Origin of the sequence: Alkalibacterium olivapovliticus (assembly GCF_003003275.1) — a bacterium.
GTDB classification, from domain to species: domain Bacteria; phylum Bacillota; class Bacilli; order Lactobacillales; family Carnobacteriaceae_A; genus Alkalibacterium; species Alkalibacterium olivapovliticum.
Map to the genome: position 1 here is coordinate 65,983 of NZ_PVTO01000010.1, position 25,897 is coordinate 91,879.

General features: G+C 41.2%; 25 protein-coding genes and 1 other RNA gene. 25 read left to right on the forward strand and 1 reads right to left on the reverse strand.

Going from position 1 to position 25,897, the window contains the following annotated elements:
• The first annotated feature begins 2 nt into the window (after positions 1-2).
• Genes CLV38_RS06560 through CLV38_RS06570 form a run of 3 tightly spaced genes read left to right on the forward strand, consistent with a single transcriptional unit; the run spans position 3 to position 3,405 of the window.
• Positions 3-1,484 carry a sugar ABC transporter ATP-binding protein gene (locus CLV38_RS06560; protein ID WP_106193076.1) on the forward strand — a complete coding sequence of 494 codons (1,482 nt, stop codon included), beginning with the start codon at positions 3-5 and terminating at the stop codon, positions 1,482-1,484.
• The gene (locus CLV38_RS06565) at positions 1,484-2,446 is read left to right on the forward strand and encodes an ABC transporter permease subunit (RefSeq protein ID WP_106193079.1); all 963 of its coding nucleotides are present in this window, start codon (positions 1,484-1,486) and stop codon (positions 2,444-2,446) included. Before CLV38_RS06560 ends, CLV38_RS06565 begins: the two co-directional genes overlap by 1 nt.
• Before the next feature lie 23 nt (positions 2,447-2,469).
• Positions 2,470-3,405: a D-ribose ABC transporter substrate-binding protein gene (locus CLV38_RS06570; protein ID WP_106193081.1), complete on the forward strand. Its 936-nt coding sequence runs from the start codon at positions 2,470-2,472 to the stop codon at positions 3,403-3,405.
• 70 nt (positions 3,406-3,475) lie between these two features.
• Here the strand turns inward: CLV38_RS06570 and CLV38_RS06575 are convergent, their stop codons facing one another.
• Positions 3,476-4,336 (reverse strand): glycine betaine ABC transporter substrate-binding protein, encoded by an 861-nt coding sequence (locus CLV38_RS06575; protein ID WP_245920557.1) that lies wholly within the window; start codon positions 4,334-4,336, stop codon positions 3,476-3,478.
• 361 nt (positions 4,337-4,697) lie between these two features.
• On the opposite strand from CLV38_RS06575, the gene CLV38_RS06580 reads away from it, so the two are divergent.
• From CLV38_RS06580 to ssrA, 22 genes are all read left to right on the forward strand, one after another.
• Entirely contained in the window at positions 4,698-5,114 is a 417-nt protein-coding gene (locus CLV38_RS06580) for an RrF2 family transcriptional regulator (RefSeq protein ID WP_106193086.1), read from the forward strand.
• A gap of 67 nt (positions 5,115-5,181) precedes the next feature.
• A complete protein-coding gene (locus tag CLV38_RS06585; RefSeq protein ID WP_106193089.1) occupies positions 5,182-6,081 on the forward strand; it encodes an NAD(P)/FAD-dependent oxidoreductase in 900 nt (299 codons plus the stop codon).
• 24 nt (positions 6,082-6,105) lie between these two features.
• Positions 6,106-6,717: a class I SAM-dependent DNA methyltransferase gene (locus CLV38_RS06590; protein ID WP_170068837.1), complete on the forward strand. Its 612-nt coding sequence runs from the start codon at positions 6,106-6,108 to the stop codon at positions 6,715-6,717.
• Positions 6,718-7,040: 323 nt separating this feature from the next.
• Positions 7,041-7,244, forward strand: a complete 204-nt coding sequence (locus tag CLV38_RS06600; RefSeq protein WP_106193097.1) for a hypothetical protein — start codon at positions 7,041-7,043, stop codon at positions 7,242-7,244.
• 171 nt (positions 7,245-7,415) lie between these two features.
• Positions 7,416-8,834: a cryptochrome/photolyase family protein gene (locus CLV38_RS06605; RefSeq protein WP_106193099.1), complete on the forward strand. Its 1,419-nt coding sequence runs from the start codon at positions 7,416-7,418 to the stop codon at positions 8,832-8,834.
• Between the two features lie 116 nt (positions 8,835-8,950).
• Entirely contained in the window at positions 8,951-9,547 is a 597-nt protein-coding gene (clpP, locus tag CLV38_RS06610) for an ATP-dependent Clp endopeptidase proteolytic subunit ClpP (RefSeq protein WP_106193101.1), read from the forward strand.
• 157 nt (positions 9,548-9,704) lie between these two features.
• Complete coding sequence (locus CLV38_RS06615; protein ID WP_106193104.1) at positions 9,705-10,262, forward strand: thioredoxin domain-containing protein; 558 nt, start codon at positions 9,705-9,707, stop codon at positions 10,260-10,262.
• A 148-nt stretch (positions 10,263-10,410) separates the two neighbouring features.
• Entirely contained in the window at positions 10,411-11,430 is a 1,020-nt protein-coding gene (locus CLV38_RS06620; protein ID WP_106193106.1) for a sugar-binding transcriptional regulator, read from the forward strand.
• Between the two features lie 48 nt (positions 11,431-11,478).
• The gene (gene gap / locus CLV38_RS06625) at positions 11,479-12,471 is read left to right on the forward strand and encodes a type I glyceraldehyde-3-phosphate dehydrogenase (RefSeq protein ID WP_106193108.1); all 993 of its coding nucleotides are present in this window, start codon (positions 11,479-11,481) and stop codon (positions 12,469-12,471) included.
• Positions 12,472-12,699: 228 nt separating this feature from the next.
• Positions 12,700-13,887, forward strand: a complete 1,188-nt coding sequence (locus tag CLV38_RS06630) for a phosphoglycerate kinase (RefSeq protein WP_106193111.1) — start codon at positions 12,700-12,702, stop codon at positions 13,885-13,887.
• 373 nt (positions 13,888-14,260) lie between these two features.
• Positions 14,261-15,016 carry a triose-phosphate isomerase gene (gene tpiA, locus CLV38_RS06635; protein ID WP_106193113.1) on the forward strand — a complete coding sequence of 252 codons (756 nt, stop codon included), beginning with the start codon at positions 14,261-14,263 and terminating at the stop codon, positions 15,014-15,016.
• Positions 15,017-16,546, forward strand: a complete 1,530-nt coding sequence (gene gpmI / locus CLV38_RS06640; protein ID WP_106193115.1) for a 2,3-bisphosphoglycerate-independent phosphoglycerate mutase — start codon at positions 15,017-15,019, stop codon at positions 16,544-16,546.
• A gap of 99 nt (positions 16,547-16,645) precedes the next feature.
• Positions 16,646-17,947, forward strand: a complete 1,302-nt coding sequence (gene eno, locus CLV38_RS06645; RefSeq protein WP_106193117.1) for a phosphopyruvate hydratase — start codon at positions 16,646-16,648, stop codon at positions 17,945-17,947.
• A 250-nt stretch (positions 17,948-18,197) separates the two neighbouring features.
• Entirely contained in the window at positions 18,198-18,668 is a 471-nt protein-coding gene (locus CLV38_RS06650; RefSeq protein WP_106193120.1) for an immunoglobulin-like domain-containing protein, read from the forward strand.
• A 27-nt stretch (positions 18,669-18,695) separates the two neighbouring features.
• The gene (locus CLV38_RS06655) at positions 18,696-19,193 is read left to right on the forward strand and encodes an immunoglobulin-like domain-containing protein (RefSeq protein WP_106193122.1); all 498 of its coding nucleotides are present in this window, start codon (positions 18,696-18,698) and stop codon (positions 19,191-19,193) included.
• 193 nt (positions 19,194-19,386) lie between these two features.
• Positions 19,387-19,617: a preprotein translocase subunit SecG gene (secG, locus tag CLV38_RS06660; RefSeq protein WP_106193124.1), complete on the forward strand. Its 231-nt coding sequence runs from the start codon at positions 19,387-19,389 to the stop codon at positions 19,615-19,617.
• A 176-nt stretch (positions 19,618-19,793) separates the two neighbouring features.
• On the forward strand, positions 19,794-20,534 hold the full coding sequence (locus CLV38_RS06665; RefSeq protein ID WP_106193127.1) for an alpha/beta hydrolase: 741 nt from the start codon (positions 19,794-19,796) through the stop codon (positions 20,532-20,534).
• Positions 20,535-22,916 carry a ribonuclease R gene (gene rnr / locus CLV38_RS06670; protein WP_106193129.1) on the forward strand — a complete coding sequence of 794 codons (2,382 nt, stop codon included), beginning with the start codon at positions 20,535-20,537 and terminating at the stop codon, positions 22,914-22,916.
• Between the two features lie 15 nt (positions 22,917-22,931).
• On the forward strand, positions 22,932-23,393 hold the full coding sequence (gene smpB, locus CLV38_RS06675; RefSeq protein ID WP_106193132.1) for an SsrA-binding protein SmpB: 462 nt from the start codon (positions 22,932-22,934) through the stop codon (positions 23,391-23,393).
• A gap of 110 nt (positions 23,394-23,503) precedes the next feature.
• The gene (locus CLV38_RS06680) at positions 23,504-24,178 is read left to right on the forward strand and encodes a histidine phosphatase family protein (protein WP_106193135.1); all 675 of its coding nucleotides are present in this window, start codon (positions 23,504-23,506) and stop codon (positions 24,176-24,178) included.
• A gap of 164 nt (positions 24,179-24,342) precedes the next feature.
• Positions 24,343-25,281, forward strand: a complete 939-nt coding sequence (locus CLV38_RS06685) for a 2-dehydropantoate 2-reductase (RefSeq protein WP_106193138.1) — start codon at positions 24,343-24,345, stop codon at positions 25,279-25,281.
• A 185-nt stretch (positions 25,282-25,466) separates the two neighbouring features.
• Positions 25,467-25,831, forward strand: a transfer-messenger RNA (tmRNA) gene (gene ssrA / locus CLV38_RS06690).
• Positions 25,832-25,897 lie beyond the last annotated feature (66 nt).

The following is a 25,897-nucleotide window of genomic DNA, read 5'->3' on the forward strand; positions in this document are numbered from 1 at the left end:
AAGTGCAGGTAGAATTGAAAGGGATAACAAAAGCCTTTGGAGCTAACCAGGTTCTAAAAGGTGTCGATCTAAAACTAGAAGCGGGAGAAGTTCACGCGCTTATGGGTGAAAACGGTGCCGGGAAATCGACTTTGATGAATATCCTGACGGGTCTTCACAAACAGGACGATGGGTTGGTTTATATAAATGGGGAACAGAAACAATACGAAAACCCTAAAGAAGCAGAAGAAAATGGTGTGAGTTTTATCCATCAGGAAATGATTACATGGCCTGATATGACCGTACTGGAAAATATGTTTATGGGTAAAGAGAAGAAAAATAAATTCGGCTGGGTTCTGACAAAAGAAATGAAGCAGGAAGGCGAAAGAGTCTTCAAAGAACTGGGCATCGATATTTCGTTTGACAGGACGATGAGAACCTTAAGTGTGGGTCAGCAGCAGCTGGTCGAAATTGCCAAAACATTATTGAATGATGCTGAAGTCATTATTATGGATGAACCGACAGCTGCATTAACGGATAGAGAAATACAGCTTTTATTTAAAATAATCCGTCAGCTTCAGAAGAAGAATGTTGTAGTCGTTTATATTTCACACCGAATGGAAGAAATTTTTGAAATCAGCAACCGTGTCACTGTTATGAGAGACGGAGTGTCGATCAGCACGAAAGCAACTGAGGACACGGATTACGACGAGATCGTCCGTCAGATGGTTGGCCGAGATCTTGAAGACTATTATCCTGAAATGACTAATGAAAAAGGGGACGTTGTTCTGGAAGTGAACAATTTAAGTCATTTGCCTCATTATGAAAACATCTCATTCAAATTGCACTCAGGTGAAATACTTGGGTTTTCAGGATTAATGGGGGCAGGTCGTACGGAAATCATGCGTGGGATTTTTGGAATCGATCCATTTGAAGAAGGAGACATACTCCTTGATGGTGAAAAGATCACCATTAAAACACCGCACGATGCAGTGAAAAAAGGTATTGGATTTCTGACGGAGAACAGGAAAGAGGAAGGCTTGATTCTTGATTTCCCTGTAAAAGATAATATCAGCATCACGGCCTTTGAAGAATTTTCCAATAATGGATGGATCGATACTAAAGAAGAAAAAGAATTTGTTGAACTCCTGGTTAAGAGGTTAACGGTTAAAACTGCAGGCATCGATTTGCCGGTCAGTGCATTGTCCGGTGGGAATCAGCAGAAAGTCGTGCTTGCTAAATGGATTGGTGCTGGATCACGGATTCTTATTCTGGATGAACCGACTAGAGGGGTTGACGTTGGAGCCAAGAGAGAAATATACAATTTAATGAAAGAACTGGCTGAACGTGGTGTAGCAATCATCATGGTATCAAGTGACTTGCCGGAAGTAATGGGCGTCAGCAACCGAGTTCTGGTTGTACACGAAGGAGCGATTTCCGGAGAACTGCAAAGAGATGATGTATCTGAAGAACGTATCATGACTTTAGCAACAGGAGGGAAATAATGGAAGCTAAAAATACAGCAATCATAAAGAAGAAAGAAAGAAGAAGTGACCTTTACCGTAAACTTGGACCGCTGATCGCTCTTATCGTTTTGATGGCGATTGTAACGGTCATGAATGTCAATTTTATTCAACCCAATAATTTGCTCAACTTATTGAGACAAGTATCTGTTAATGCACTTATAGCATTTGGGATGACATTTGTTATCATCACAGGCGGAATCGATTTATCTGTTGGCTCCACTCTCGCCTTATCCAGTGCCTTGACAGCAGGAATCATAGCAGCTGGTGTACCGTCAGTTATAGCAATCGCAGCAGGCCTTTTAATGGGGGCATTCCTGGGTATGATCAATGGACTGCTCATTACTAAAGGAAATGTGGCGCCGTTTATCGGAACACTCGCTACTATGACGATTTACAGAGGACTGACACTGGTATACACACAGGGGAATCCAATCACTGGTTTTGGCGGGGGATTTGCCTTTCAGTTCTTCGGAAGAGGGTATCTTTTCGGTATTCCTTTCCCGGTCATTATTACGACAGTCGCGTTCGCAGCTTTATTCGTCATTTTGCATAAAATGACGTTTGGACGTAAAACGTTTGCGATCGGTGGGAATGAACAGGCAGCGTATATCGCAGGAATCAAGTCAGACCGTGTGAAAACAATGGTCTATGCCATTTCAGGAATGATGGCAGCTTTATCAGGTCTGATTCTGACCTCTCGTTTAAACTCAGCTCAGCCAACTGCTGGAACAGCGTATGAACTGGATGCAATCGCAGCAGTCGTTATTGGTGGAACAAGTCTCGCAGGCGGAAAAGGCCGTCTAGTCGGAACCCTTATTGGGGCACTAATTATAGGCACATTGAACAATGGACTAAATTTACTAGGCATCTCAAGTTTTTACCAGCAAGTGGTCAGAGGTGTCGTTATTATTATCGCGGTATTACTGGATAGGAAAAAATAATTTAAAAAATGGAGGAATATAAAATGAAAAAAGTATTAGGATTAGTATCAGTTTTGTTCATGTTTGTACTGAGTGCATGTGGTGCAGCTACATTAGAAGGCGACCAGGCAGCAGATAACGGGGAAGTAGAAGAAAAAACACCGGAAGAAATCACAATTGGATTATCTATCTCTACACTCAATAACCCATTCTTTGGAGACTTGCAAAGAGGAGTGGTTGAAGCTGCAGAAGGCAGTGGTTCAACTGTCAGATCAGTTGATGCTCAAGATGATACTGCTACGCAAATCAATGGGATCGATGATCTGATCCAGCAAGGTGTAGATATTTTACTGATCAACCCGGTTGATTCAGATGCGATTACGCCAGCTATTGAAGCGGCTAACTCAGCTGGAATCCCAGTCATCACGCTGGATCGTTCAAGTGAAGGAGGAGACGTCCTGACATTTATTGCATCAGACAATGTTGAAGGTGGAGAAATGGCAGCAGAATTCATCATTGATTTAGTAGGCGAAGATGCTTCAGTTGTCCAACTGGAAGGTGTACCGGGAGCTTCAGCTACAAACGAACGAGGCGAAGGGTTTAGAAATGTTGCGGATGAACGCTTGAACGTTCTTGAAAGCCAGTCAGCTAACTTTAACCGTTCTGAAGGACTGACAGTAATGGAAAACATACTTCAATCTTATTCAGATATCGATGCCGTTTTTGCTCAAAATGATGAAATGGCTTTAGGTGCTTTAGAGTCACTGGAAGCTGCTGGAATGACGGACGTGATCGTTGTTGGATTTGACGGGAATGATGATGCATTAGACGAAATCGAAGCTGGACGTTTGGATGCAACGATTGCTCAACAGCCAAATGAAATGGGAAGAATAGCTGTAGACACTGTATATGAGTACTTTGCAGGCGGAGCAGTAGAAGATGAAATTGCAGCACCACTTGAACTGATTACGGCAGAATAACCAGCAAAAAAAAGGGATCCTACTTAAGTGTAGGGTCCCATTTTATGTTTTCTGTCTATTTTTGTTTTAGTTATTCTTGATCAAAAGCAGGTAAGTCTTCGATCGAGTCGATATCTACGTATTCAGGAACAACATATCCAACTTGAGTACCGGAGAGGTTGACACCTAAATCATCGAGTTCTCCTTCGTATTCATCCACGAAAAAGCCTTGTGTCGTTGGCAGCCAGACAGCGACCGTCGCATCTGTTTCGCCATTTGCTAAAGCCTGGAACAAGATAGCGGGGTCAACATTTGTGATCGAGACATCATATCCTTTTTCTTCCAGAACCATAGAAATAACATGACTTGACGCATGCTCGGTATCCCAAGGAGAGGAAACCAGCTCAAATGATTCGCCTTCTACATCGTCAACACCTTCAATCCAGCTATCCACCTTACTGCGGTTATCAGCGATCCAGTTTTCAGAAGCCTGTTCAAAGTCGACCTGCAAAGCATCGACCATAACAGCCTGCATATCTTCTACAGTCCAGTTGAAGTTTTCCAATATAGCGTATGCTTCGGGCATATCCTCTTTTAGTCCAAGACGAGCCATTGTATGAATGTCTTCCGCATCCCCAAAAATGTTTTGTGGGTCTTCAAGGAATTTCAGATCATACGTTTCGAATACAAAATGAGGGGTCCAGCCTGTTATAACAATGGGTTCGTCACGCATGATTGCCTGATCCAATGAAGCCAGCATGCCAGCGGTGGAACTTTCGTGTATTTCCCAGCCTTCTAAATTGTCATAAGCTTCCAGCGCCTGACGTGAATTTTCCGCGATACCTGATCCAGGTTCCATCCCTGTAATAGTATAGTCTAATTGTTCGCCAAGATTTACTTCTTCCTGGTTAGTTCCTTCTTGATTTCCACATGCCCCTATGACTAATGTCAAAGGTACAAGAGTAAGTAGTTTGTACGATTCTTTGATTACAATTTCCTCCGAATAAGTATTTGTTGATATCTGACAGAAAAGTCAGCATCAACCTATTTTCTATTTGTTTCACAGACTTAACACATTAACATACTTTTGGGCCTACTGCAAAGAAAGGCATTAGATAGTGTCCAGTATTGTGCAGATACTTTTAAAAAGAGGACCATATTTTAATTATAGCGCTTTAGCGGCTACTTTATAAATAAGTGCCGTTGATGAGGTGGATAGCGTTTAGCTATATTAATTAAAGGTTGATTCTGAGTCTATTCAGGTGTATTGTTTAATTGTAGATAAAATGAGTCTTTAATTGAAAGGAGAAAAAATGAAGTTTTCTAAAGCAACCAACTATGCACTGCACTCACTGGTTCACCTTGCCATGCATACTTCAGAGGAAGCCATCAAAGTAGAGGATTTAGCTGATCGTCAAAATTTATCAGCGACTTACCTCTCGAAAATATTGACTAAACTTGTTAAGGGAAGCTTAATAGAGTCCACCCCCGGAGTAAAAGGAGGCTATCGACTGATTCGTTCACCAGAAGACTGTTCGTTTCTGGACGTAATATATGCAATTGAAGGATATGAGTCAATGCTTAAATGCACTATGAAGCATGAAACAGCCGGGAATAACGAGTGCCTGATCGAACGGGCAATGAAAGAAGTAGAAGATCATATGAAAGAGGATCTGCACAGTAAAACGATCGCCGATATTGTAAAACAAGCCAGAGAAAGACAAGTCTAAACATGCTTGTTTTTTAATACAATTATAGATATTAAAGGTCTTTAATAGAGTTTAAGGAGGAAACAAGATGATTGATGTAGTAGTAATTGGCGGAGGACCAGCAGGAATGAGTGCGGCTTTGGCTGCCGGAAGAGGAAGACAAACCGTTGTAATGATTGATGAAGAGAAGCCTAGAAATGCGGTTACACAAGAGTCACATGGCTTTCTGACCCGGGATGGGGTTTCGCCAGACTTATTTAGAAAAAGAGGAAGAGAGGACTTGATGGAGTATCCGACCATCTCACTAGTAAACGAACGGGTTATCTTAATTGAAAAGAATAGGAACGATTCGTTCAGTTTAACAACTGAGTCTGGATCAGAATTTATTAGCAGGACTGTTATTTTAGCTACTGGACTTAAGGATACGTTACCTGAAGTCAATAAAATAGACCAGTATTATGGAAGAAGTATATTCTCATGTCCTTTTTGCGATGGATGGGAATTAAAAGATAAACGGTTGATCCTGATTGTAAATAATGAAAAAGCACTTCACCTTATTAAGCTGGTTAGAAACTGGTCAGATAATCTAATTGTTGCTACAAATGGAAGAGCAGTATTGAACGAAGAGGAAAAAGAACTACTAGGGCGTAACAACGTCCAGCTAGTCGAAAGCATAATAATGGATCTAACAGGTAAGGATGGCATGATAAAATCTGTCCGGTTTGAAGGAGATTATGAGATTGCAGTGGATGGAGGGTTTTGTACGACTCATTTGAAAGATGAGACCCCTTTTGTCAGACAACTTGGTCTTAAATTGAACAAAGGAGGGTTTGTAGAGGCTGATATGATGGGTAGAACCAATGTATCAGGGGTATACGCCATCGGAGAAATAACAGGGCCATCTCAACTCATTGTATCTGCCAGTCAAGGGCATTTAGCTGGTGCAGGACTGGTAGCTGAATATGCAGACAGAAATTTTAATAAGTAAGGAATTAGAATAGGAGAGAGAATAGTGAAAAACGAACAATTATTTGATCACTTAGCAGAAAACTATGATTCAGCAGAGACGCGCTATTTAAGTAAAGTGGCATCCACTGCTATCCGTAAAGTATTGGGAGAAACAGAGAAGCAAACGGCAATGGACTTTGGGTGCGGAACAGGACTGGTAGGATTAGAATTAATAGACTCTTTTCGCTCAATTCACTTCATTGATGCTTCACATAAGATGATTGCACAAGTAGAGAGCAAAATAAAAGACAGACGTCTGACAAATGCGACAACACATTGTGTTGACCTCGAGTTAGATAATCAGTTGTCTTCTCACGCAGATGTCATCTTTATGTCTCTCGTCCTGCATCATATAAGTGACCGCCAAAAAGTAGTGACAAAACTGTTTGATCTTCTGAACGCAGGAGGGGAGCTTATAATCATTGACATTAATAAAGAAGAGTCTGATAAAGCTGAATTGAAGCATAGACACCACAACACTATTGATAAAAATGAACTGATCGACCTATTGACGGATATAGGTTTCTCAATAAGTGAAACGTCCAGCATTCTTGTTGATGAAGAGATAATGAAAAAATCTATAAAATCTCTCTTTATTATAAAAGCTACAAAATAACTTTCAAGAGGTCAATCGAAACACCTATTTCTCTTTTGGTATACTATAAGAAATTAGTGACTTAAAGGATGGCGTTAACAGTGTTTTTTATTTGGGAATTCATTAAGTTTTTGGGTTTTCTCTTATTTTGTTTAGGGTTAATGGTTATGTCATGGGTTTACATTAAAGGAAGTAGAAAAGGGATGGATGCTAATCCTCCCGAAGCGTTAACAGGCTGGCCAAGGAGTCGATTACTTAATTTAATTGTCTTTCATCTTTTCTATTTCTCTCTATTAATTCTTATCAATAACTATGTACTGGGAGGCTTCCAGCTTAACGTCTAGTTGCAGCAGATTCAAGGATTCGAAGGAGTCGAAATTGGGGTCATGCTGGTTATTGTTGGTCTGACAGACGTTTTAGGAGCAAAGCATTTGTGGGAAAATATCAGAAAAGGTAAGTTCGGGAAAATGGATAAAGCCGCTCCAGTGATTATAAGATGCGCAGGTGTTGCAATGATTCTGCTTGGAATACTATTGGTTGTATTTTAAATCATTTATATCCCCTGTTGGGATCTCTTCTTGATGAACTGAGTCTGGTTTCGATCCATGGTAGAGGATGATTCTATAGGAATCATCCTCTTTAATTACTTAGAGACCAAATAACGTCTAGAGTTATGTTAAAATAACATCACATATTGAGTAGATAAAAGGAGCGGTTACGTGGTATCAGTCATGTGGTTTAGAAGAGACTTGAGATTAGAAGACAATGCAGCATTGAAACAGGCAATAGATGAGTCTGAAGAACTACTTTTGCTGTTTCATGTTAATCCGGATCAGTTTTTAGGAGAAGACTCCAGTAATCAGGCAGCTTTTTTCAAAAGCGTGGATACTTTCCGTAAGGAGATCGAGAATAGTGGTGGAGTCTTGCAGATACTGTATGGAGATTTGGAAGAGTGTTTCAAGCGGTTAAAAGAGCGAGTTGAGGACTGGACAGATGTGTATGTGAATCGAGATGAAAAAGGGTACGGGTTACAAAGAGACAAAGTCGCCGGACTGGTTTTTAAGGAGCTTGGGGTAAAAACACATGCTTACTATGATCATCATATTCACCCGGCACATGAAATCAAAACAAATACAGGAAGTTATTATAAAGTCTTTACACCTTATTTTAATAAATGGAAAGAACTGCAGAAGCCCAATGTGATTGAGGTTAATTTTAATGCGGCTAAAATCAGAAATGACCTACTATTCAAGGAAGATGCGAAGCAGTTTGAGTCCTTTTTGACTAACCAACTGCCCCTTCATGAACTGGAATTGGGGACAAAGGCAGCGACCGCACGCCTAGACCATTTTGTGGAGTCCTTCTTAAATGAGTATAAAGAGGCGAGAGACTACCCAATGAAAGATGCGACCAGTCACTTGTCAAAGCACCTGAGATTGGGAGAAGTGTCTGTCCGAACAGTTTATAATAAAGTAAAGAGTGCTGAACCGTCTATAGGAAGAGACACGTTTATTCAGGAATTGGCCTGGAGAGATTTTTACAATATGATCTATGCCACACATCCTGAACAAAAGGACCAGTCGATTAAAGAAGCATTCAGACAAATCGAATGGGATAATAATGAAGAGAATTTTGATAAATGGACAAAAGGACTGACGGGTTATCCAATCGTAGATGCAGCGATGCGTCAGCTGAATGAAACAGGCTGGATGCATAACCGCCTTCGAATGATCACAGCTTCCTTCCTGACTAAAGATTTGCTGATCGACTGGAGATGGGGAGAGAGGTATTTTCAGGAAAAACTGATTGACTATGATCCGGCCAGCAATATCGGGGGATGGCAGTGGGCAGCGTCTACCGGAACAGATGGCGTGCCTTACTTCAGAATCTTCAACCCGACGACGCAGTCAGAAAAGTTCGACAAGTCAGGAGAGTTTATTAGAAAATTTGTCCCGGAACTGAAACAGCTACACGGTAAAAAAATTCACGATCCATCAAAACTCACTGTGGAAGAGCAGGATGCACATGGCGTCATTATAGGACAGGATTATCCTGCTCCAATCGTCTCTCACAAAAAAAGTAGAGAGCTTGCTATTGCTGCATTCGAGAAAAGTAAGAAGATTACAGAAGGAGACTGAAGTTAAGAATATATTTGTTTGACCTTCTTTGACCTTTGTTGTATAATCTTTTTAGATTCATTTAAGGTTTTAAGTATGCTACACTTATTAGGAATTGACTATTAGGAGGAAACGACATGAATTTAGTACCAACAGTAATAGAACAGTCACCACGTGGTGAACGCGCTTATGATATATACTCACGTCTGTTAAAAGACCGTATTATTATGCTGGGTGGAGGGATCGACGATCAGGTTGCTAACTCAGTTATCGCTCAATTGCTATTCTTGGATGCACAGGATCCTGAAAAGGATATCTATCTATACATCAACTCTCCAGGTGGGAGTGTAACAGCTGGTCTGGCAATCTTTGATACAATGAACTTTATCAAAGCCGATGTTCAGACAATCGCTATCGGTATTGCAGCTTCAATGGGAAGCTTCCTGCTTGCTGCAGGTAAAAAAGGCAAACGATTTGCTTTACCAAATGCTGAGATCATGATTCATCAACCACTGGGTGGCGCTCAAGGACAAGCAACTGAAATTGAAATCGCCGCAAGACACATTCTTAAAACCCGTGACCGCTTAAACAAAATTTTAGTAGAGCGTACTGGACAGAGTATTGAAGTTATTGAAAGAGATACGGATCGTGATTTCTTCATGATGGCAGATGAAGCCAAAGAATATGGACTGGTAGACGAAATAATGGATAGTGCAGCAGATTTAAATAAATAATGTGATCAAAGACACCTAAGCGAACATTTTCGTTCAGGTGTCTTTTTTTGATACCTGCCTTACACTTCGACCCTCCAGTATAATGCTTATGACTAGCCAACGTATTTTAGCAGGAGTATACTGAATAGAGTAGAAAAAATCTGAAAGGAGTGTGTCGATGGATACAAGAAATATCAATGCTGACGCTATTTCAACTGAAGGCGGATTTCACTTTGGCGACAAAGATGCGCCTATCAAAGTGATCGAATTTATTAACCTGAAATGCCCTTACTGTAAAGAGTGGTGGGAAAAAGGATCGCCGGTTTTAGATAAGTACGTGAAAGATCATAAAGTTGAGCGGATCGTCAAACTGTTCGATAAAGAAAAGCCCAGCTTGAGAAAAGGAAATGTACTGCACGCGCATTTGGATTATAACGATCTGGACAGCGTCAGAAAAGACATCGATTATTACGTTGAGCACCTGGATGATTGGGGAAATCTATCAGATGAGCAGGTGGCAGAGTACGCGCAGACTCAAAGAAATGCCGATAAGCAGGATAATCAGGCTTTTTCAGAAGCAATCTTAACTGAAGCAGAAACCGCAAACGTTAAATTTGTACCTACTGTGTTCATTGAAGATTATATATTCGACGAGCATATTACTGAAGAAGAGCTGGAAAAGATTATTGAGACCAAACTTAAAAGAGATGAAGACAGAGAACCGAACACCTTTTGATTGGACGCTTAATGTCCCGTCATTTTAGTTTTATGGGTTGAATTCTGCCCCGCTTCTTGGTACACTGTTGTTGAACGTACGAAGGCTAGTTGGATTTGTCGTGTCGAGAGCAGGTTGACTTTAGTATCAGGAAAGGTGCCGTTTTGGTATGCTGTCAGTTATTGAAAAAGTTGCACCCGGTACGCTTCATATATTAAAACGGCGTTTCTATATTTTGAGTCATATTCAAAAATCAGCGCCAATTGGTAGACGAACTTTAGCGGAACGTTTAGGCTTTACTGAACGGGTGCTGCGTAAAGAGGTCGAAGTTCTGAGAAATCAGGGACTAATCAAAACGTCTAATCAGGGTATGGAGTGCACACCTACTGGTATAACCGTCTTCTATCAATTGGAAGAACTCATGGGACAGCATGTGAAGTCGCAGGAGAAAGAAACGCGACTGGCCAATGCACTTGGTATTCAGCACTGTACGATCGTCATAGGAAACTCAGACAAAGACAAATCGAGTCTGGTCGATATGGCTAGAGCCTCAACGGAAGTCATCGATTTCCTCTTGCCGGAAGGAAGCAGCACGATCGCGGTAATGGGTGGAACGACGATGCTGGAGGTAGCTGAGGTGATGACTCAGCAGATAGGCCTGCACAGGGAATTGGTTTTTGTACCTGCTCGAGGCGGCCTGGGAGAATCAGTCGATATTCAGGCTAATGTGATTGCCGATATCATGGCGAGAAAAACAAGTGGGAAGAGCAGAGCCTTGTATGCACCGGAACATGTGCGCATGGAGACCTACTCTCTTTTGCTCGAAGAACCTGAAATCAAAGAAACACTCGAGATCCTTGAAAATACAACACTGGTGCTTTACAGTATAGGTGATGCATTTGAAATGGCTCAAAGACGAGGACTGGATGAAGAAACCCTCTCTCAGCTGATTGATAAAGGAGCAGTTGCAGAAGCGTTTGGTGAATTCATAGATCCAAACGGAGACATTGTATATAAACTGTCTCGCATTGGACTTCAGTCGTCAAAATTACCATCAATACCTCATGTGATAGCCGTTGCCGGCGGGAAAGAAAAAGCCGAAGCAATCAGAGCGCACATGAAAACTGTCCCTCCTCACACATGGTTAGTGACGGATGAGGCAGCCGCAAATGAGATTTTAAACGGGTAAACCCGTTAAAATAAAAATTTATTTATTTCCTAAGGAGGAAATTAGATTATGTCAGTAAAAGTTGCAATTAATGGTTTTGGACGTATCGGTCGTTTAGCACTACGTCGTGTATTAGAAATGGATACAGAATTGGAAGTAGTCGCAATCAACGATTTAACAGATAACAACGACTTAGCTTATCTTTTAAAATATGATACAGCACAAGGTCGCTTCCCGCACGAAGTATCAGCAAAAGGTGACGCATTAGTAGTGGGTGGAAAAGAAATCAAATCATATGCAGAAAAAGATGCAAGCCAGTTACCATGGGGAGACCTAGGAATTGATATTGTACTGGAATGTACTGGTTTCTACGTGTCTAAAGAAAAGTCTCAAGCTCACTTAGATGCAGGAGCTAAACGTGTATTAATTTCTGCACCGGCTTCAGGCGATCTTAAAACAATTGTTTATGGTGTTAACCATGAAACTCTTGAATCAAGTGATCAAATCGTATCTGCAGCTTCATGTACTACAAACTGTTTAGCACCTATGGTTAACGTACTGAACAACGAATACGGAATCGACCGTGCATTAATGAGCACAATCCATGCGTATACCTCTACTCAAGTATTGCAGGATGCACCAGGCGGACGTAAAAACCGTGCAGGAGCAGCAAACGCAATTCCAGCTTCAACAGGAGCTGCTAAAGCAGTAGGTAAAGTAATCCCAGCTGTTAACGGTAAAATTGACGGAACTGCAGTTCGTATTCCAACAATTACTGGATCAATGGTTGAATTATATTCTGTATTGAACAAAGACGTAACAGTTGAAGAAGTAAATGCAGCAATGGAAAAAGCTTCATCAAGTGCATACCTGTACACTGAAGATGAGATTGTATCATCTGACGTTATCGGCGTGCCTGCTGGATCTATCTTTGATGCAACTCAAACAAAAATCATGGACAGCGACAATGGTCAACTAGTTAAAACTGTAGCTTGGTACGATAACGAGTACGGATTTACTGGAAACATGGTTGCTACTCTTGAATACTTCGCTAGCCTTTAATCAGCAGCTAGTATTTTAAGAACCGGATTTTATCAATGAAACAGTAATAAATAAGCGGGGGAGCATATACTCTATTATTTGAGAGAACAAATCGGTTGATGCGCAAGCAGATAAATCTGGGATGTTCAAATTGAATAAGAGGGGATCGCGCTTCCCCCTTTTTTTGTGGATATAAGGGAACACGTTACTCAGGGTTATTTTTCTATACAGAAGGGTAGGACATTATTCATGACAAAGAAAACAGTTAAAGATTTAGAACTAAACGGAAAGAAAGTATTAGTTCGTGCAGATTTTAACGTCCCGATGAAAGACGGAAAGATCTCAAATGATAACCGTATCCAGGCGGCACTACCAACACTGGAATACATTTTAGAGCAAAACGGAAAAGTTATTGTCTTTTCTCACTTAGGACGTGTAAAGACTGAAGAGGATAAAGCCGGTCTTTCAATGGAGCCAGTTGCTCAGCGTTTAGGTGAATTATTAGGAAAAGAAGTAAAATTCGTCGCGCAGACACGTGGAGAAGAACTTGAAAATGCAGTAGCTGAACTTGCTGACGGTGAAGTACTGATGTTCGAAAACACGCGTTTTGAAGATGTAGATGGTAAAAAAGAAAGCAAGAACGACTCTGACTTAGGGAAATACTGGGCAAGCCTGGGAGATGTGTTTGTAAATGATGCGTTTGGTACAGCTCACCGTGCACATGCATCCAACGTTGGAATTGCATCAAACGTTGAATCAGCTGCCGGTTTCCTTGTAGAAAAAGAAATCAACTTCATTGGTGGCGCAGTAGACGAACCTAAACGTCCATTCGTTGCAATCCTCGGTGGAGCAAAAGTGTCTGACAAAATCGGCGTAATTGAAAATCTGATTGCTAAAGCTGACAAAGTACTTGTTGGTGGCGGAATGACTTACACCTTCTATAAAGCACTAGGAAAAGATATCGGAAGTTCATTACTGGAAGAAGATAAAGTTGAATTAGCTAAAGAACTGATCGAAAAAGCTGGAGACAAATTAGTATTGCCAGTTGACTCTGTAGTGGCTTCGGAATTTTCTAACGATGTATCAACTGATATAGTAGGAGAAAATATCCCTGACGGTAAAATGGGTCTGGATATTGGACCGAAAACAGTTGAATTATTTGAGAATGAATTAAAAGGCGCTAAAACAGTTGTATGGAACGGACCGATGGGCGTATTCGAAATGTCTAACTTCGCTCAAGGAACAATTAAAGTCTGTGAAGCATTAGCCAAATTAGATGATGCTATTACGATCATTGGTGGAGGAGACTCTGCTACAGCTGCTCAAGACTTAGGATTCGCAGATGATTTCAGTCACATTTCAACAGGTGGCGGAGCATCTCTTGAGTACCTTGAAGGTAAAGAATTACCAGGAATCGCAGCAATCTCAGACAAATAAAAGGAAAAGTAAATTAAGTCGTTATGGCCATCACAAAAACAGGGAATTACGCCCAGTGAGCATACTGCACAACGGCTAATTCATCTTTTTTGTGCAAGGCCAGACTTAAATTACTGGACAATAAAGAAAAGCAATACCAGCCGTTATGACCTTCACAAAAATAGGGAATTATGCCCTTAATGAGCATACTGCGCAATGGGCTAATTCATCTTTTTTGTGCAAGGTCAGGCTGGAATTGCTGGAAAATAAGAAAAGCAATACCAGCCGTTATGACCGGTTAGTTATAATTAACTAACTGGTCTCAGACGGTAACCAATACAATAAGGTAAGGGACAGACTCCCTGAATTAGACTAAAGAAAGAAGGACGAGAGAATGCGTAAACCGATTATTGCAGGAAACTGGAAAATGAACAAAACATCAACAGAAGCAGCAACATTCATCGATGGAGTTAAAGGCAAACTGCCTTCATCAGACAAAGTGGACGCTGTTATTGGGGCACCAAGCTTATTCTTACAAAGCTTAATCGACCTCACTGTTGATACAGATCTTAAAATAGCAGCACAAAACTGCTACTTTGAAGACGAAGGAGCATTCACCGGTGAAGTAAGCCCTCTTGCACTTAAAGATATTGGAACAGCTTACGTTATCATTGGTCATTCTGAGCGTCGTGAAATTTTCCACGAAACGAACGAAGATGTTAACAAAAAAGCGCACGCAGTTATTAATCATGGAATGGTTCCGATCATCTGTGTTGGCGAAACGCTTGAACAAAAAGAAGCTGGCCAAACGAACGAATTAGTAGCCGGTCAAGTAACGGCTGCTTTAGAAGGATTGACAGCTGATCAGGTTAAAGATGTTGTGATTGCTTACGAGCCTATCTGGGCTATTGGAACAGGTAAAACAGCTACTGCTCAAGATGCTAACGACACAATTTCAGTTGTTCGTCAGACAGTTGCAAAATTATACTCTCAAGACGTTGCTGATGCTGTCCGCATGCAGTATGGTGGATCAGTTAAACCGGCAAACATTAAAGAATTAATGGCACAACCTGACATCGATGGTGCATTAGTCGGTGGAGCTAGTCTTGAAGCTGAATCGTTCCTTCAATTACTGGAGGGTGCTGAATAAATGAGCAAAGCACCTGTTGCCATTATTATTCTAGACGGATTTGGATGGCGTGAAGAAGAATACGGTAATGCCGTAGCACAAGCCAATAAACCGAACTTCGACCGTTACTGGAACGACTACCCGCACAACACTATGCTGGCTTCTGGCCTTGCCGTTGGATTACCTGAAGGACAAATGGGTAATTCAGAAGTTGGACACACAAACATTGGTGCCGGACGAGTGGTTTACCAAAGTATTACACGTATCGACAAAGCGATTGCTGACGGTGAATTCGCAACGAATGAAGCCTTCAATGGCGCTGTCGATCATGTGAAAAAAAATGACTCAGCTCTTCACTTGTTTGGGCTGATCTCAGATGGCGGAGTACACAGTCACCAGCGTCACTTGACTGCCTTGATCAAAGAAGCTAAAAACAAAGGTCTCGATAAAGTCTATATCCATGCCTTCACTGATGGACGTGACGTTGCCCCTGATTCAGGTGCACGCTTTATCGAAGAACTTCAAGACATTGTAACTGATCTGAATGTTGGAGAAATAGCCACCATCTCAGGACGCTTTTATGCAATGGACAGAGATAATCGCTGGCCACGAGTGAAGCGTGCGTATGATGCGATCTTCCATGGAGAAGGCGTTAAAGCCACTGATCCTGTTCAGGCTATGAAAGACAGTTATGCGAATGAAAAAATGGATGAGTTTATTGAGCCAGTCGTGATTGAAAAAGATGGAAAAGCCGTTGGAACAGTACAAGACAACGATGCTGTTTTATTCTTCAATTTCCGTCCGGACCGAGCAATGGAATTGTCTCGTGCCTTGACTGAACCTGATTTTGATGAATTTGACAGAGGGGATTTCCCTTCAAACATCAAGTTTGTCACGTTCACTCAGTATACTGCCGATATGGCAGCTGACGTGATGTTTCCACCTGCATTTCTGAAAAATGTGCTGGGACAAGTACTTGCGGATAATGGATTAAACCAGCTCCGTATTGCTGAAACAGAAAAATACCCCCACGTCACGTTCTTTATGAACGGTGGTACGAACGATGAGTTTCCGGGTGAAAAACGTATCCTGATTCCTTCTCCTCAAGTTGAAACATATGATTTGAAACCGGAGATGAGTGCGTATGAAGTAACAGATGCATTGATCGAAGATATTAAAAATGATGAACACGATGCAATCATCTTGAACTACGCTAACCCTGATATGGTGGGACACTCTGGTATGCTGGATAAAACCATCGAAGCAATCGAAGCTGTTGATGACAACCTGGGTCGTCTGGTTGATCTGATTCATGAAAAAGGTGGAACAGCGATTATATTTGCAGACCATGGGAATGCAGATACTGAATTGACGCCTGAAGGGAATCCACATACTGCACACACGACAGTGCCTGTACCTGTTATTGTCACTAAAAAAGGCGTGACATTAAGAGGCGACGGCAAACTGGCGGATGTTGCCCCAACGATGCTGGATCTACTGGGAATCGACAAGCCGGAAGAAATGACCGGCGAAAGCTTGATTGTAAAATAAACAGATTTTAACCTGTTTCCATTTGGAAGACAGATAAAATAATTTAACACAGCTTTTTCTAAAAAATTAGAAAAAGTAAACTAAAGGAGAGAAAAATTTATGCCATTTATTACAGATGTATTAGCACGAGAAGTATTGGATTCACGAGGAAACCCAACAATCGAAGTAGAAGTTATTACTGAATCAGGAGCATTCGGACGCGGTATGGTTCCTTCTGGAGCATCTACTGGTGAACACGAAGCTGTTGAATTACGTGATGGCGACAAAGACCGTTACCTTGGTAAAGGTGTTTCTAAAGCTGTTGATAACGTAAACGAAACAATCGCTGACGCTATCATTGGTATGGACGTTCGCGATCAGATGGGCGTTGACAAAGCGTTGATCGAATTAGACGGAACTGCTAACAAAGGAAACTTGGGAGCAAACGCAATCTTAGGCGTATCAATCGCTGTAGCCCGCGCTGCTGCTGACTACCTTGACTTACCACTTTACCGTTACCTTGGAGGAACAAACACTAAAGTATTGCCAACTCCAATGATGAACATTGTTAATGGTGGATCTCACTCTGACGCACCTATCGCCTTCCAGGAATTCATGATTATTCCTACTGGTGCTGAATCATTTAAAGAAGCTTTGCGTTGGGGAGCAGAAATCTTCCACGCATTAAAAGCACTTCTTAAAGCTCGCGGATTAGAAACATCTGTTGGTGATGAAGGTGGATTCGCACCTAAATTTAACGGAACTGAAGACGCTGTTGAAACTATTCTTGAAGCAATCAAAAAAGTTGGATTGACACCTGGTAAAGATGTTTATCTAGGATTTGACTGTGCAGCTTCTGAATTCTTTGAAGACGGCGTATATAACTATGCTAAATTCGAAGGTGAAAACGGAGTGAAACGTACGTCTGCAGAACAAGTTGATTACATCGAAGAATTAGTCAACAAATACCCAATCATCTCTGTTGAAGATGGAATGGATGAAAATGACTGGGACGGATTCAACCTATTGACTAAACGTTTAGGCGACAAAGTTCAATTAGTTGGAGATGACTTGTTCGTTACAAACACTGAAATCCTGAAACGTGGGATTGAAGAGAAAAGTTCTAACTCTATCCTGATTAAAGTTAACCAAATCGGAACATTGACTGAAACATTCAATGCTATTGAAATGGCTAAAAAAGCTGGATTCACTGCAGTTGTATCTCACCGTTCTGGTGAAACTGAAGATTCTACTATTTCAGACATCGCTGTTGCATTGAACACTGGTCAAATCAAAACTGGTTCATTAAGCCGTACAGACCGTATTGCTAAATACAACCAGTTACTAAGAATCGAAGATCAATTAGGCGACTTAGCTGTTTATGAAGGAATCAACGCTTTCTACAACTTAGCTAACAAATAATTCATCTCTCAACTGAAGCGTACCCTATTACTTAAATGTAATACGGTACGCTTTTTTGTGTTCAAATGTTCACAGGAACATCATATTAGATATATTAATACGCTTACAGATTTGGTAGGATAAGAGTGTACGATTTTTCCAGCAGTGCCTTCCATGAGTTGAAGAGCTTATAGGGTATACATAAGAATTTAAATGAATGACTAGACATTGAAACGGTAAAAAGACATCTATAGAAGGAGAGTGAAATGGGTTGATCAGATTATTAACCATTATGGGCTGCCTGTTTCTTTTAACCAGCTGCAGTACTTCAGACTTGGAGACAGTCCCTCACAACAGTGTTGTCGTGGATGATGAGCTGCAGGATATAGTATTATTCACATTTAATCAAGCCGATCGTTTCAGCCGCAGTGAAATGGCGCATGGTGTTTCTTTAGAGTTGACTAATCAGTCCTCCCTATTGCTGGAGACTGACTTCGAACTGACTTTAGACTATTTTGACGATGGCTGGACACCTTTAGAATCTGTTGATTTTTTTACAAGAACACATGCGTATTCATTAGAAAGAAACCACCGTATCAGGCAAACAGTATACACTGATCACTTTAATAATGAACTGGAATCAGGCAGATATAGAATTAGAGTCGACTACAGTTTAAAGGACGAAGATAATGTTGAGCAGGGAACATATTCGATCGGAGCTGTCTTCTGGCTAATTGATTAATCTGTTCCAGTAAAGGAGAGTCGGGAGATGCTGAAGTTAATACTAGTGTTTACTGGGCTATTATGCTTGACTGGGTGTTTTCAGACGGGATTAGTGACTGAAAGCAGTCAGCTGAATGACTTTATAGAAGAAAACGAGATCAGGGTTGATGATGAAATCACCCTTTATTTTGAACGTGAGCGGTATGCCATTGATGAACGTGATGAAGTGTTTTACATTGTTGAAAACACTTCTGGTCAGCCAGTCGAAATAAGCAGTCAGTATGTGATTGAGAAATATGACAATGGAATCTGGATGGATATAGATAATCGTCATCTTCCATCTGATACCATGACTGAATTAGAACCAGATGATCAGACCGAGCAACTAGTCTGGTTGTCGTTCGATGAAGAAGAGATTGAAAAGGGAATTTACCGAGTCAAAACAACTGTACACTATCCTGACAAGACCGAAGCTGCTCGTAAAGTGTCTGCCAGTCAGCCAGCAGTATATAAAGAAATCAGTTTATTATTTGAAATCAGATAAGGCCATAGAAATACTAAGCTTCCCGCTATAAGGAAGAACGGGTCAAGCTGTTTGTCATATGGTTACTTTAGAAAGTTAAAAAAGGGATCAATTCTCTTTTCTAATAGATTAACTGGCAATTTAGTCTGGAATTAATAGGTGACTTATGCTATATTAGAAGGTAGGAGATTTGTCAGAAGGAGGGTCTGTTTTCATGTATGAAATTTTGCTAACGGTTATGCTTATATTATCTGTATTCATTATTATCGTCATTGCTATGCAACCTACAAAAACACAAAGCGCATCAAATGCCTTTATGGGCGGAGCGAGTCAATTATTCGGGAAACAAAAAGCTAGAGGATTTGAAGCAGTATTAATTAAAACGACAGTAGTCAGTTTGATTTTATTCTTCGTATTGTCTTTCTTATTGACACGATTCTTTTAATCAAATAATTCGACCTTTATATAAGTACTCCTGTTTAACATCACTTTTTAGCTTATAGCTTGAGAGTGAGGTTAAAAGGGGTGCTTTTTTAGTAAGGTAATGGCTCTAACGTTGTGTTTTGGTACAAAAACGTGAAGAATTAAGGTAAAATAGAGAAGAGATCGAAGGGGGATATTATGAAAGCAAAATCATTATTTTACGAAAGTGGGAAACGGGCAGTTCTGTTGTTCCATGCATTTACAAGCAATCCAAAAGATATGTTAAGTCTGGGACGTGCTCTTGAGCGGGCGGACTATACCGTATATGCTCCAGTCTTTTCAGGACACGGAACATCGGATCCTGATGATCTGTTCGACTACACAATAGAAGACTGGGTAAAAGACGGAAAAGAGGCGCTTGCCTTCCTTAAAGAAAAAGGCTATGAGGAAATCGCTGTGATGGGTCTATCTCTAGGTGGAATCGTCGCAACGCATCTTTTATTGAATGAAGAGGTGATGGGCGGCGGCATTTTTGCCTCACCAGTGATTTCTGATTTTGATACGAACGTCCCGGATAATTTTATGGTATGGTATGAAAGTATGAAAGAAAACGAAGGGTATGCTAGAGATGAAATCGCCGGACTAAAAACAACGGCGGAAGTAAAAGTGCGCGTGATTCTCGACAGTATACACAATCATGTAAGTGAAATGGAAAAAGAATACGATTCAATCAGCAAAAAAGTGTTCATTGCTCAAGGCGGGAAGGACGAAATGATCAATGATCAGTCCGCTGTTGCCTTTAGAGATGCATTAACAAATGCAGAGGTTTCCTTCCACTGGTATGAAGACGCCCCGCATGTATTAACAACTGGAAAGATCGGTAAAGAGGTACAAATTGACGTCCTCACTTACCTGTCTACCTTAGAATGGAGTGATTAAATGGGTTTAGAAAAAGAAACAGAGTCAGCTAAAAGAGAACTTAAAAAGCAGATCCTGGCCTTTATGACTGAAAGCAGTGAAGATGCTGTGGAAGTTAATGAGATAAGCGAAGGACTTGACCGTTCAGGGTCAAAAGCCTTTACTGAACTGGTACAGGCCATCGCTGAACTGGAACGCGAAGATAAGCTGGTATTGCTGCAAAGTGGTAAATTCAAATTAAAAGACGCGTCAACAGCAATGCAGGGACGATTCAGTGGAACAGACAGAGGGTTCGGGTTTGTCACGCTTGAAGAATATGAATCAGATATTTTCATTCCGCCTTCTGAAACACATTCTGCTTTAAACGGTGATATCGTTAAAGTAGAAGTCACACAGGACGCTATTCCAGCGAAGGACAAAGGCCCTGCCGGTAAAGTCGTTGAAATCATCGAACGTGGGACCACTGTTGTATTTGGGGAGTTCCAGCCATACTCAGATGACGAAGTTGCAGAAATGGGATTGTACGGCTTTATAACGCCGCATAATCAGAAACTGCCGAATGTTCTTGTGCAAATTGAAGCCAAAGGGATCCGTCCCGTAGAAGGCAGTATTGTACAGGTGGAATTGACCGAATACTCTGATACCACTGCAGGAACTGACCTTAAAGGGATCGTCACTAATACAATCGGTCATAAAGACGAGCCTGGGATTGAAATACTAACCATCGTTCATAAGTATGATATTCCAACTGAATTCTCGGAAGACGTGTTAAAAGAAGCTGAAGCCGTTCCGGACAAGATTTCTGAAGAAGATACAAAAGGGCGTAAGGATCTGCGTAATGAACCGATTATTACGATTGATGGAGCAGATGCTAAAGATTTAGATGATGCCATTCAGGTGAAGAAACTGGATAATGGTCATTACTATTTAGGTGTTCACATCGCGGACGTCAGTCATTATGTCACTGAAGACAGTGCAATGGATCTGGAAGCCAATGAACGTGGGACTAGTGTGTACCTCACAGACCGTGTCATCCCGATGCTGCCGCAGCGTTTGTCGAATGGCATCTGTTCACTGCACCCGCATGTCGACCGCTTGACACTGTCATGTGAGATGGAAATTGATGCAAACGGAGACGTCGTTGATTATTCTATTTCACCAACCATTATCAACAATCATCACCGTATGACGTATACAGCCGTCAATGAAATCCTGATGGAAGATAATCAGGACCTGAAAGAAGAGTATTCTGACATTCTCGGTATGCTCGAGCAGATGAGAGATCTCCATAACACGCTTGAAAAGAAACGTGTTAGAAGAGGATCCATTGACTTTGACACGCGCGAAGCAAAAATCCAAGTTGATCCTCAGGGTATTCCTGTTGATATTCTGTTAAGAGATCGTGGAGTAGGAGAACGATTGATTGAGTCCTTTATGCTGGCTGCAAATGAAACAGTCTCAGAACACTTTGCTAATCAGCAGTTGCCGATCCTTTACCGTATCCATGACCGACCAGATGAAGGGAAAATGCAGCGGTTTATAGAGTTCGTATCAAGTTTCGGGATTGATGTTAAAGCAACTAAAGAATCGATCACGCCAAAACTGCTTCAGGATGTCCTTGATAAAGTGCATGGAAAACCTGAAGAGGGCGTCATTGGCATGCTGCTGTTGAGATCGATGCAGCAGGCTAAATATGATGTCGTACCGATCGGACACTACGGACTGGCTGCGGATTACTATTCTCACTTTACATCGCCGATTAGACGTTACCCGGATCTGATTCTGCACCGTCTTGTTCATTATTATAATGAAGTAGACAAATCGCAGACAGCTAAAAATCTGTGGGCAGCAAAACTGCCTGATATTGCAGAAAGCAGTTCGATCACAGAAAGACGAGCGGTATCAGCCGAACGAGAAACTGATGAACTGAAGAAATCAGAATATATGTTAAGTAAAATAGGTGAAACGTTCAAAGGCGTCATTACTTCAGTCACTAACTTTGGAATGTTCGTTCAGCTTGAGAATACAGTAGAAGGTCTTGTTCATATTTCTAATATGACGGATGACTACTATGAATTTAATGAACGTGATATGCTGATGATCGGTCAGCGCACGGGCATGGTATTCCGTATAGGCGAACGGGTTGAGGTTAAAGTAATCGGATCGGACACAGATAATTACAAAATCGATTTTGAATTAGTTGCCGATGAGTCCAAGAAACCTGAAAAATCAAAACAGAACGATAAGAAAAAATCAAAAGGCCGCTCAAGAGGCGGAAATAAAGGCGGTAAAGGCCCTAGAGGAAAGCATCCGGCAAAAGGGAAGAAGCATGGTCGAGATAAACCTAAAGGCGACGCCAAAGGACAAGGTAAAAAGAAAAAGCCAGGAAAAAAACGGAAATGATGAAGGGGGAGTAACATGCCCAAAGGTGAAGGCAAGTTAATTGCCCAGAACAGAAAAGCACGTTACGAATACGCCATACTCGACACGGTCGAAGCGGGGATAGTTCTTAAAGGGACTGAAATCAAATCGATACGTGCCGGACGGATCAACTTGAAAGACGGGTATGCCAGTGTGAGAGATGGAGAAATTTGGCTCTATAACGTGCACATATCTCCTTTTGAACAGGGGAACCAGTTTAACCATGATCCACTCAGACCACGTAAGCTGCTAATGAAGAAAAAACAGATCGATTCACTAATTGGTGAAACGAAACAAGGCGGAATCACATTGATCCCGCTAAAAGTCTACATTAAAAACGGGTTTGCAAAAGTACTGATTGGACTGGCAAAAGGGAAGAAACAATACGACAAGCGCGAAACAATCAAACGTCGGGACCAGGACCGAGAATTGAGACGTGCAGTAAAAGATAACTATTAACAAAAAGCGTATCTGATTAGATCAGGTACGCTTTTTTAGGTTTAGCAGTCGATTAAGGACAGATTGTCTGGTAAACTAAATAAAGAGTGTATAGAAAGCGAGGAGCTAGAATGGCGAACAAAGGGGTCACAATCTATTTTGTAAGACACGGGGAAACCTACTTAAATTATTACGGACGGATGCAGGGGTGGAGTAACGCACCACTGACTGATCACGGAATAGAGGATGTCAGACGATGTGGACGAGGATTGAATGATGTCAGATTTAATGCTGTTTATACGAGTGATTTGACACGTACACAAGAAACAGCCAGTTTGATATTAGAAGAGAACGGACAGATTGGGTCTTTGAACATGGTTCAGATGCCAGAATTTAGAGAAGTATTCTTCGGATCAATGGAAGGCATGTATGGCTCAGAAGCCTACGAAAAAGTACGAGACTATCTGGGGTACGATACCAAAAAAGAGATGTTCAGAAATACAGATGTGGCAGAACGAATGAATGCTTTCAGAGCTGTCGATCCCGAAGGACATGCAGAAGACTTCATGATGTTCTGGTCAAGAGTAGAAAAAGGACTGATCAAATTGATCGACAAGCACCGTGATACAGGCGAGACAATTCTAGTTGTCGCTCATGGAGGAACAATCCGCTATATCCTCGAAAACCTGATACCAGAACTCAGAAATCCTAAAGGCTTGTTAAATGCCAGTGTATCTGTAGCACGCTATGAAGATGGGTTGTATCATTTAGAAAAATACAATGATGTCTCTCACTTTACTGATTAATACAAACCATTTAAATGTAACACCCTCTCAGGTTAAATAGGAGGGTGTTTTCTTATGTAATAAAAGTGAAAGACAAAGAAAATAGAATTTTTTAGAGAAGTTTTCATGAAATTATCTGAAAACTAAAGTATAGTATTAATATAGAGTAAAAGGGGATGTAGAGAATGAAAATTGCAATTGCAGGTTCAGGGGCATTAGGCTGCGGATTTGGCTATTTATTACAAAAAAATGGAGAAGATGTGACGCTGTTGGATAACTGGCAAGATCATATCGAAGCCATCTCAACTAATGGACTACACATTACTGTTAATGGTAAAGAAGACAATCAGAAAATGACGATCTGTAAACCGGATGAACTAAAAGAAGAGATGGACGCTATTTTCGTTTTTACAAAATCGATGGGACTTAAACCGATGATGAAAAAGATTGCACATGTCATTGGAGCAAACACAAAAGTTATCTGCCTTCTGAACGGTTTGGGCCATCTGAAAACACTGGAAGCCTATGTAGAAAAGAAAAATATCATTATGGGCACGACAGTATGGACTGCGGGAATCGATGCACCGGGAGTGACTCACTTCAAAGGACAGGGACCTGTAGAACTGCAGAACGCTGATCCAAATGAAAAAGAAGCGGCTCTTGAAATAGTTAAGGTATTAAAAAGCAGCGGGCTATATGGCGTATACAGTGAAGACGTCAATTATACGACCTGGCGTAAAGCGTGCATCAATGGGACGATGAACGCGTTATGTGCGTTGCTGGATTCGACGATCGATAAAGTATTTGCATCCTCAACGATTGATTCCATGCTGACTGGAATCGTATCAGAATTCTCTGCAGTTGCAAAGCTGCAGGACGATATTACATTAGATGTAGACGAGACGGTTGCTTATCTGAAAGACGTAGCGTCCAGTGTAGGGGCACATTACCCATCCATGCACCAGGATCTGGCTAATAACAGACCAACTGAGATTGATTTTCTCAATGGGGCTGTAGCAGAGGCATCAAACAGACTGGGAATCCAAGCCCCTATCTGTCAAAAAATTACGGACCTGATCCATGCAAAAGAAGATATACTGGGCATTAGTGCATTAACAAATTAATTAAGTCGAGAGCATTTGGAAATTCAGATGCTCTTATTTTTTTGTAGTTGTGGGTGAGACGAGATAAGGTCTAATGTGGATAATCGCATATAAATGCTTACTATTTGATAGCAAATAAGCTTTAAATTTAGTGGGTTATATGGTATACTATTAGCAGAGCAAAGAGAGAAGCTCTATACCACAACGGGGTTGTTACGGATTCGACAGGCATAGTTGAGCTGGGGTTGCGTTCTGCAGGTGACGGCTGCATAATAACGTCAACAATTAAACTAATTGCAAACAATAATAGCAACACATACGCTTTAGCTGCGTAAAAACAGCTTAGCGTGATCCGACCGGCATCGCCCATGTGCTCGGTATCGGGTCCTATAATAAGTGGGATACGTCTATTCTTTCCGTCTGTAAGAATAGAAAGAGATTAGCAGACTAGCGATGCATGATGCCTGTTCTACGGCTAATGTTCAGCGAAACCTAAATGGTGGAACTATGAACGTAGATGCTCGAGTGTCAAGGTGTCTGGACAGGGGTTCGACTCCCCTCAACTCCATAATAGCTTTACTAAGGTTTCCTAACAGCTTCTAAACGCTGGTAGGAAGCCTTTTTTAATTTCTGAACT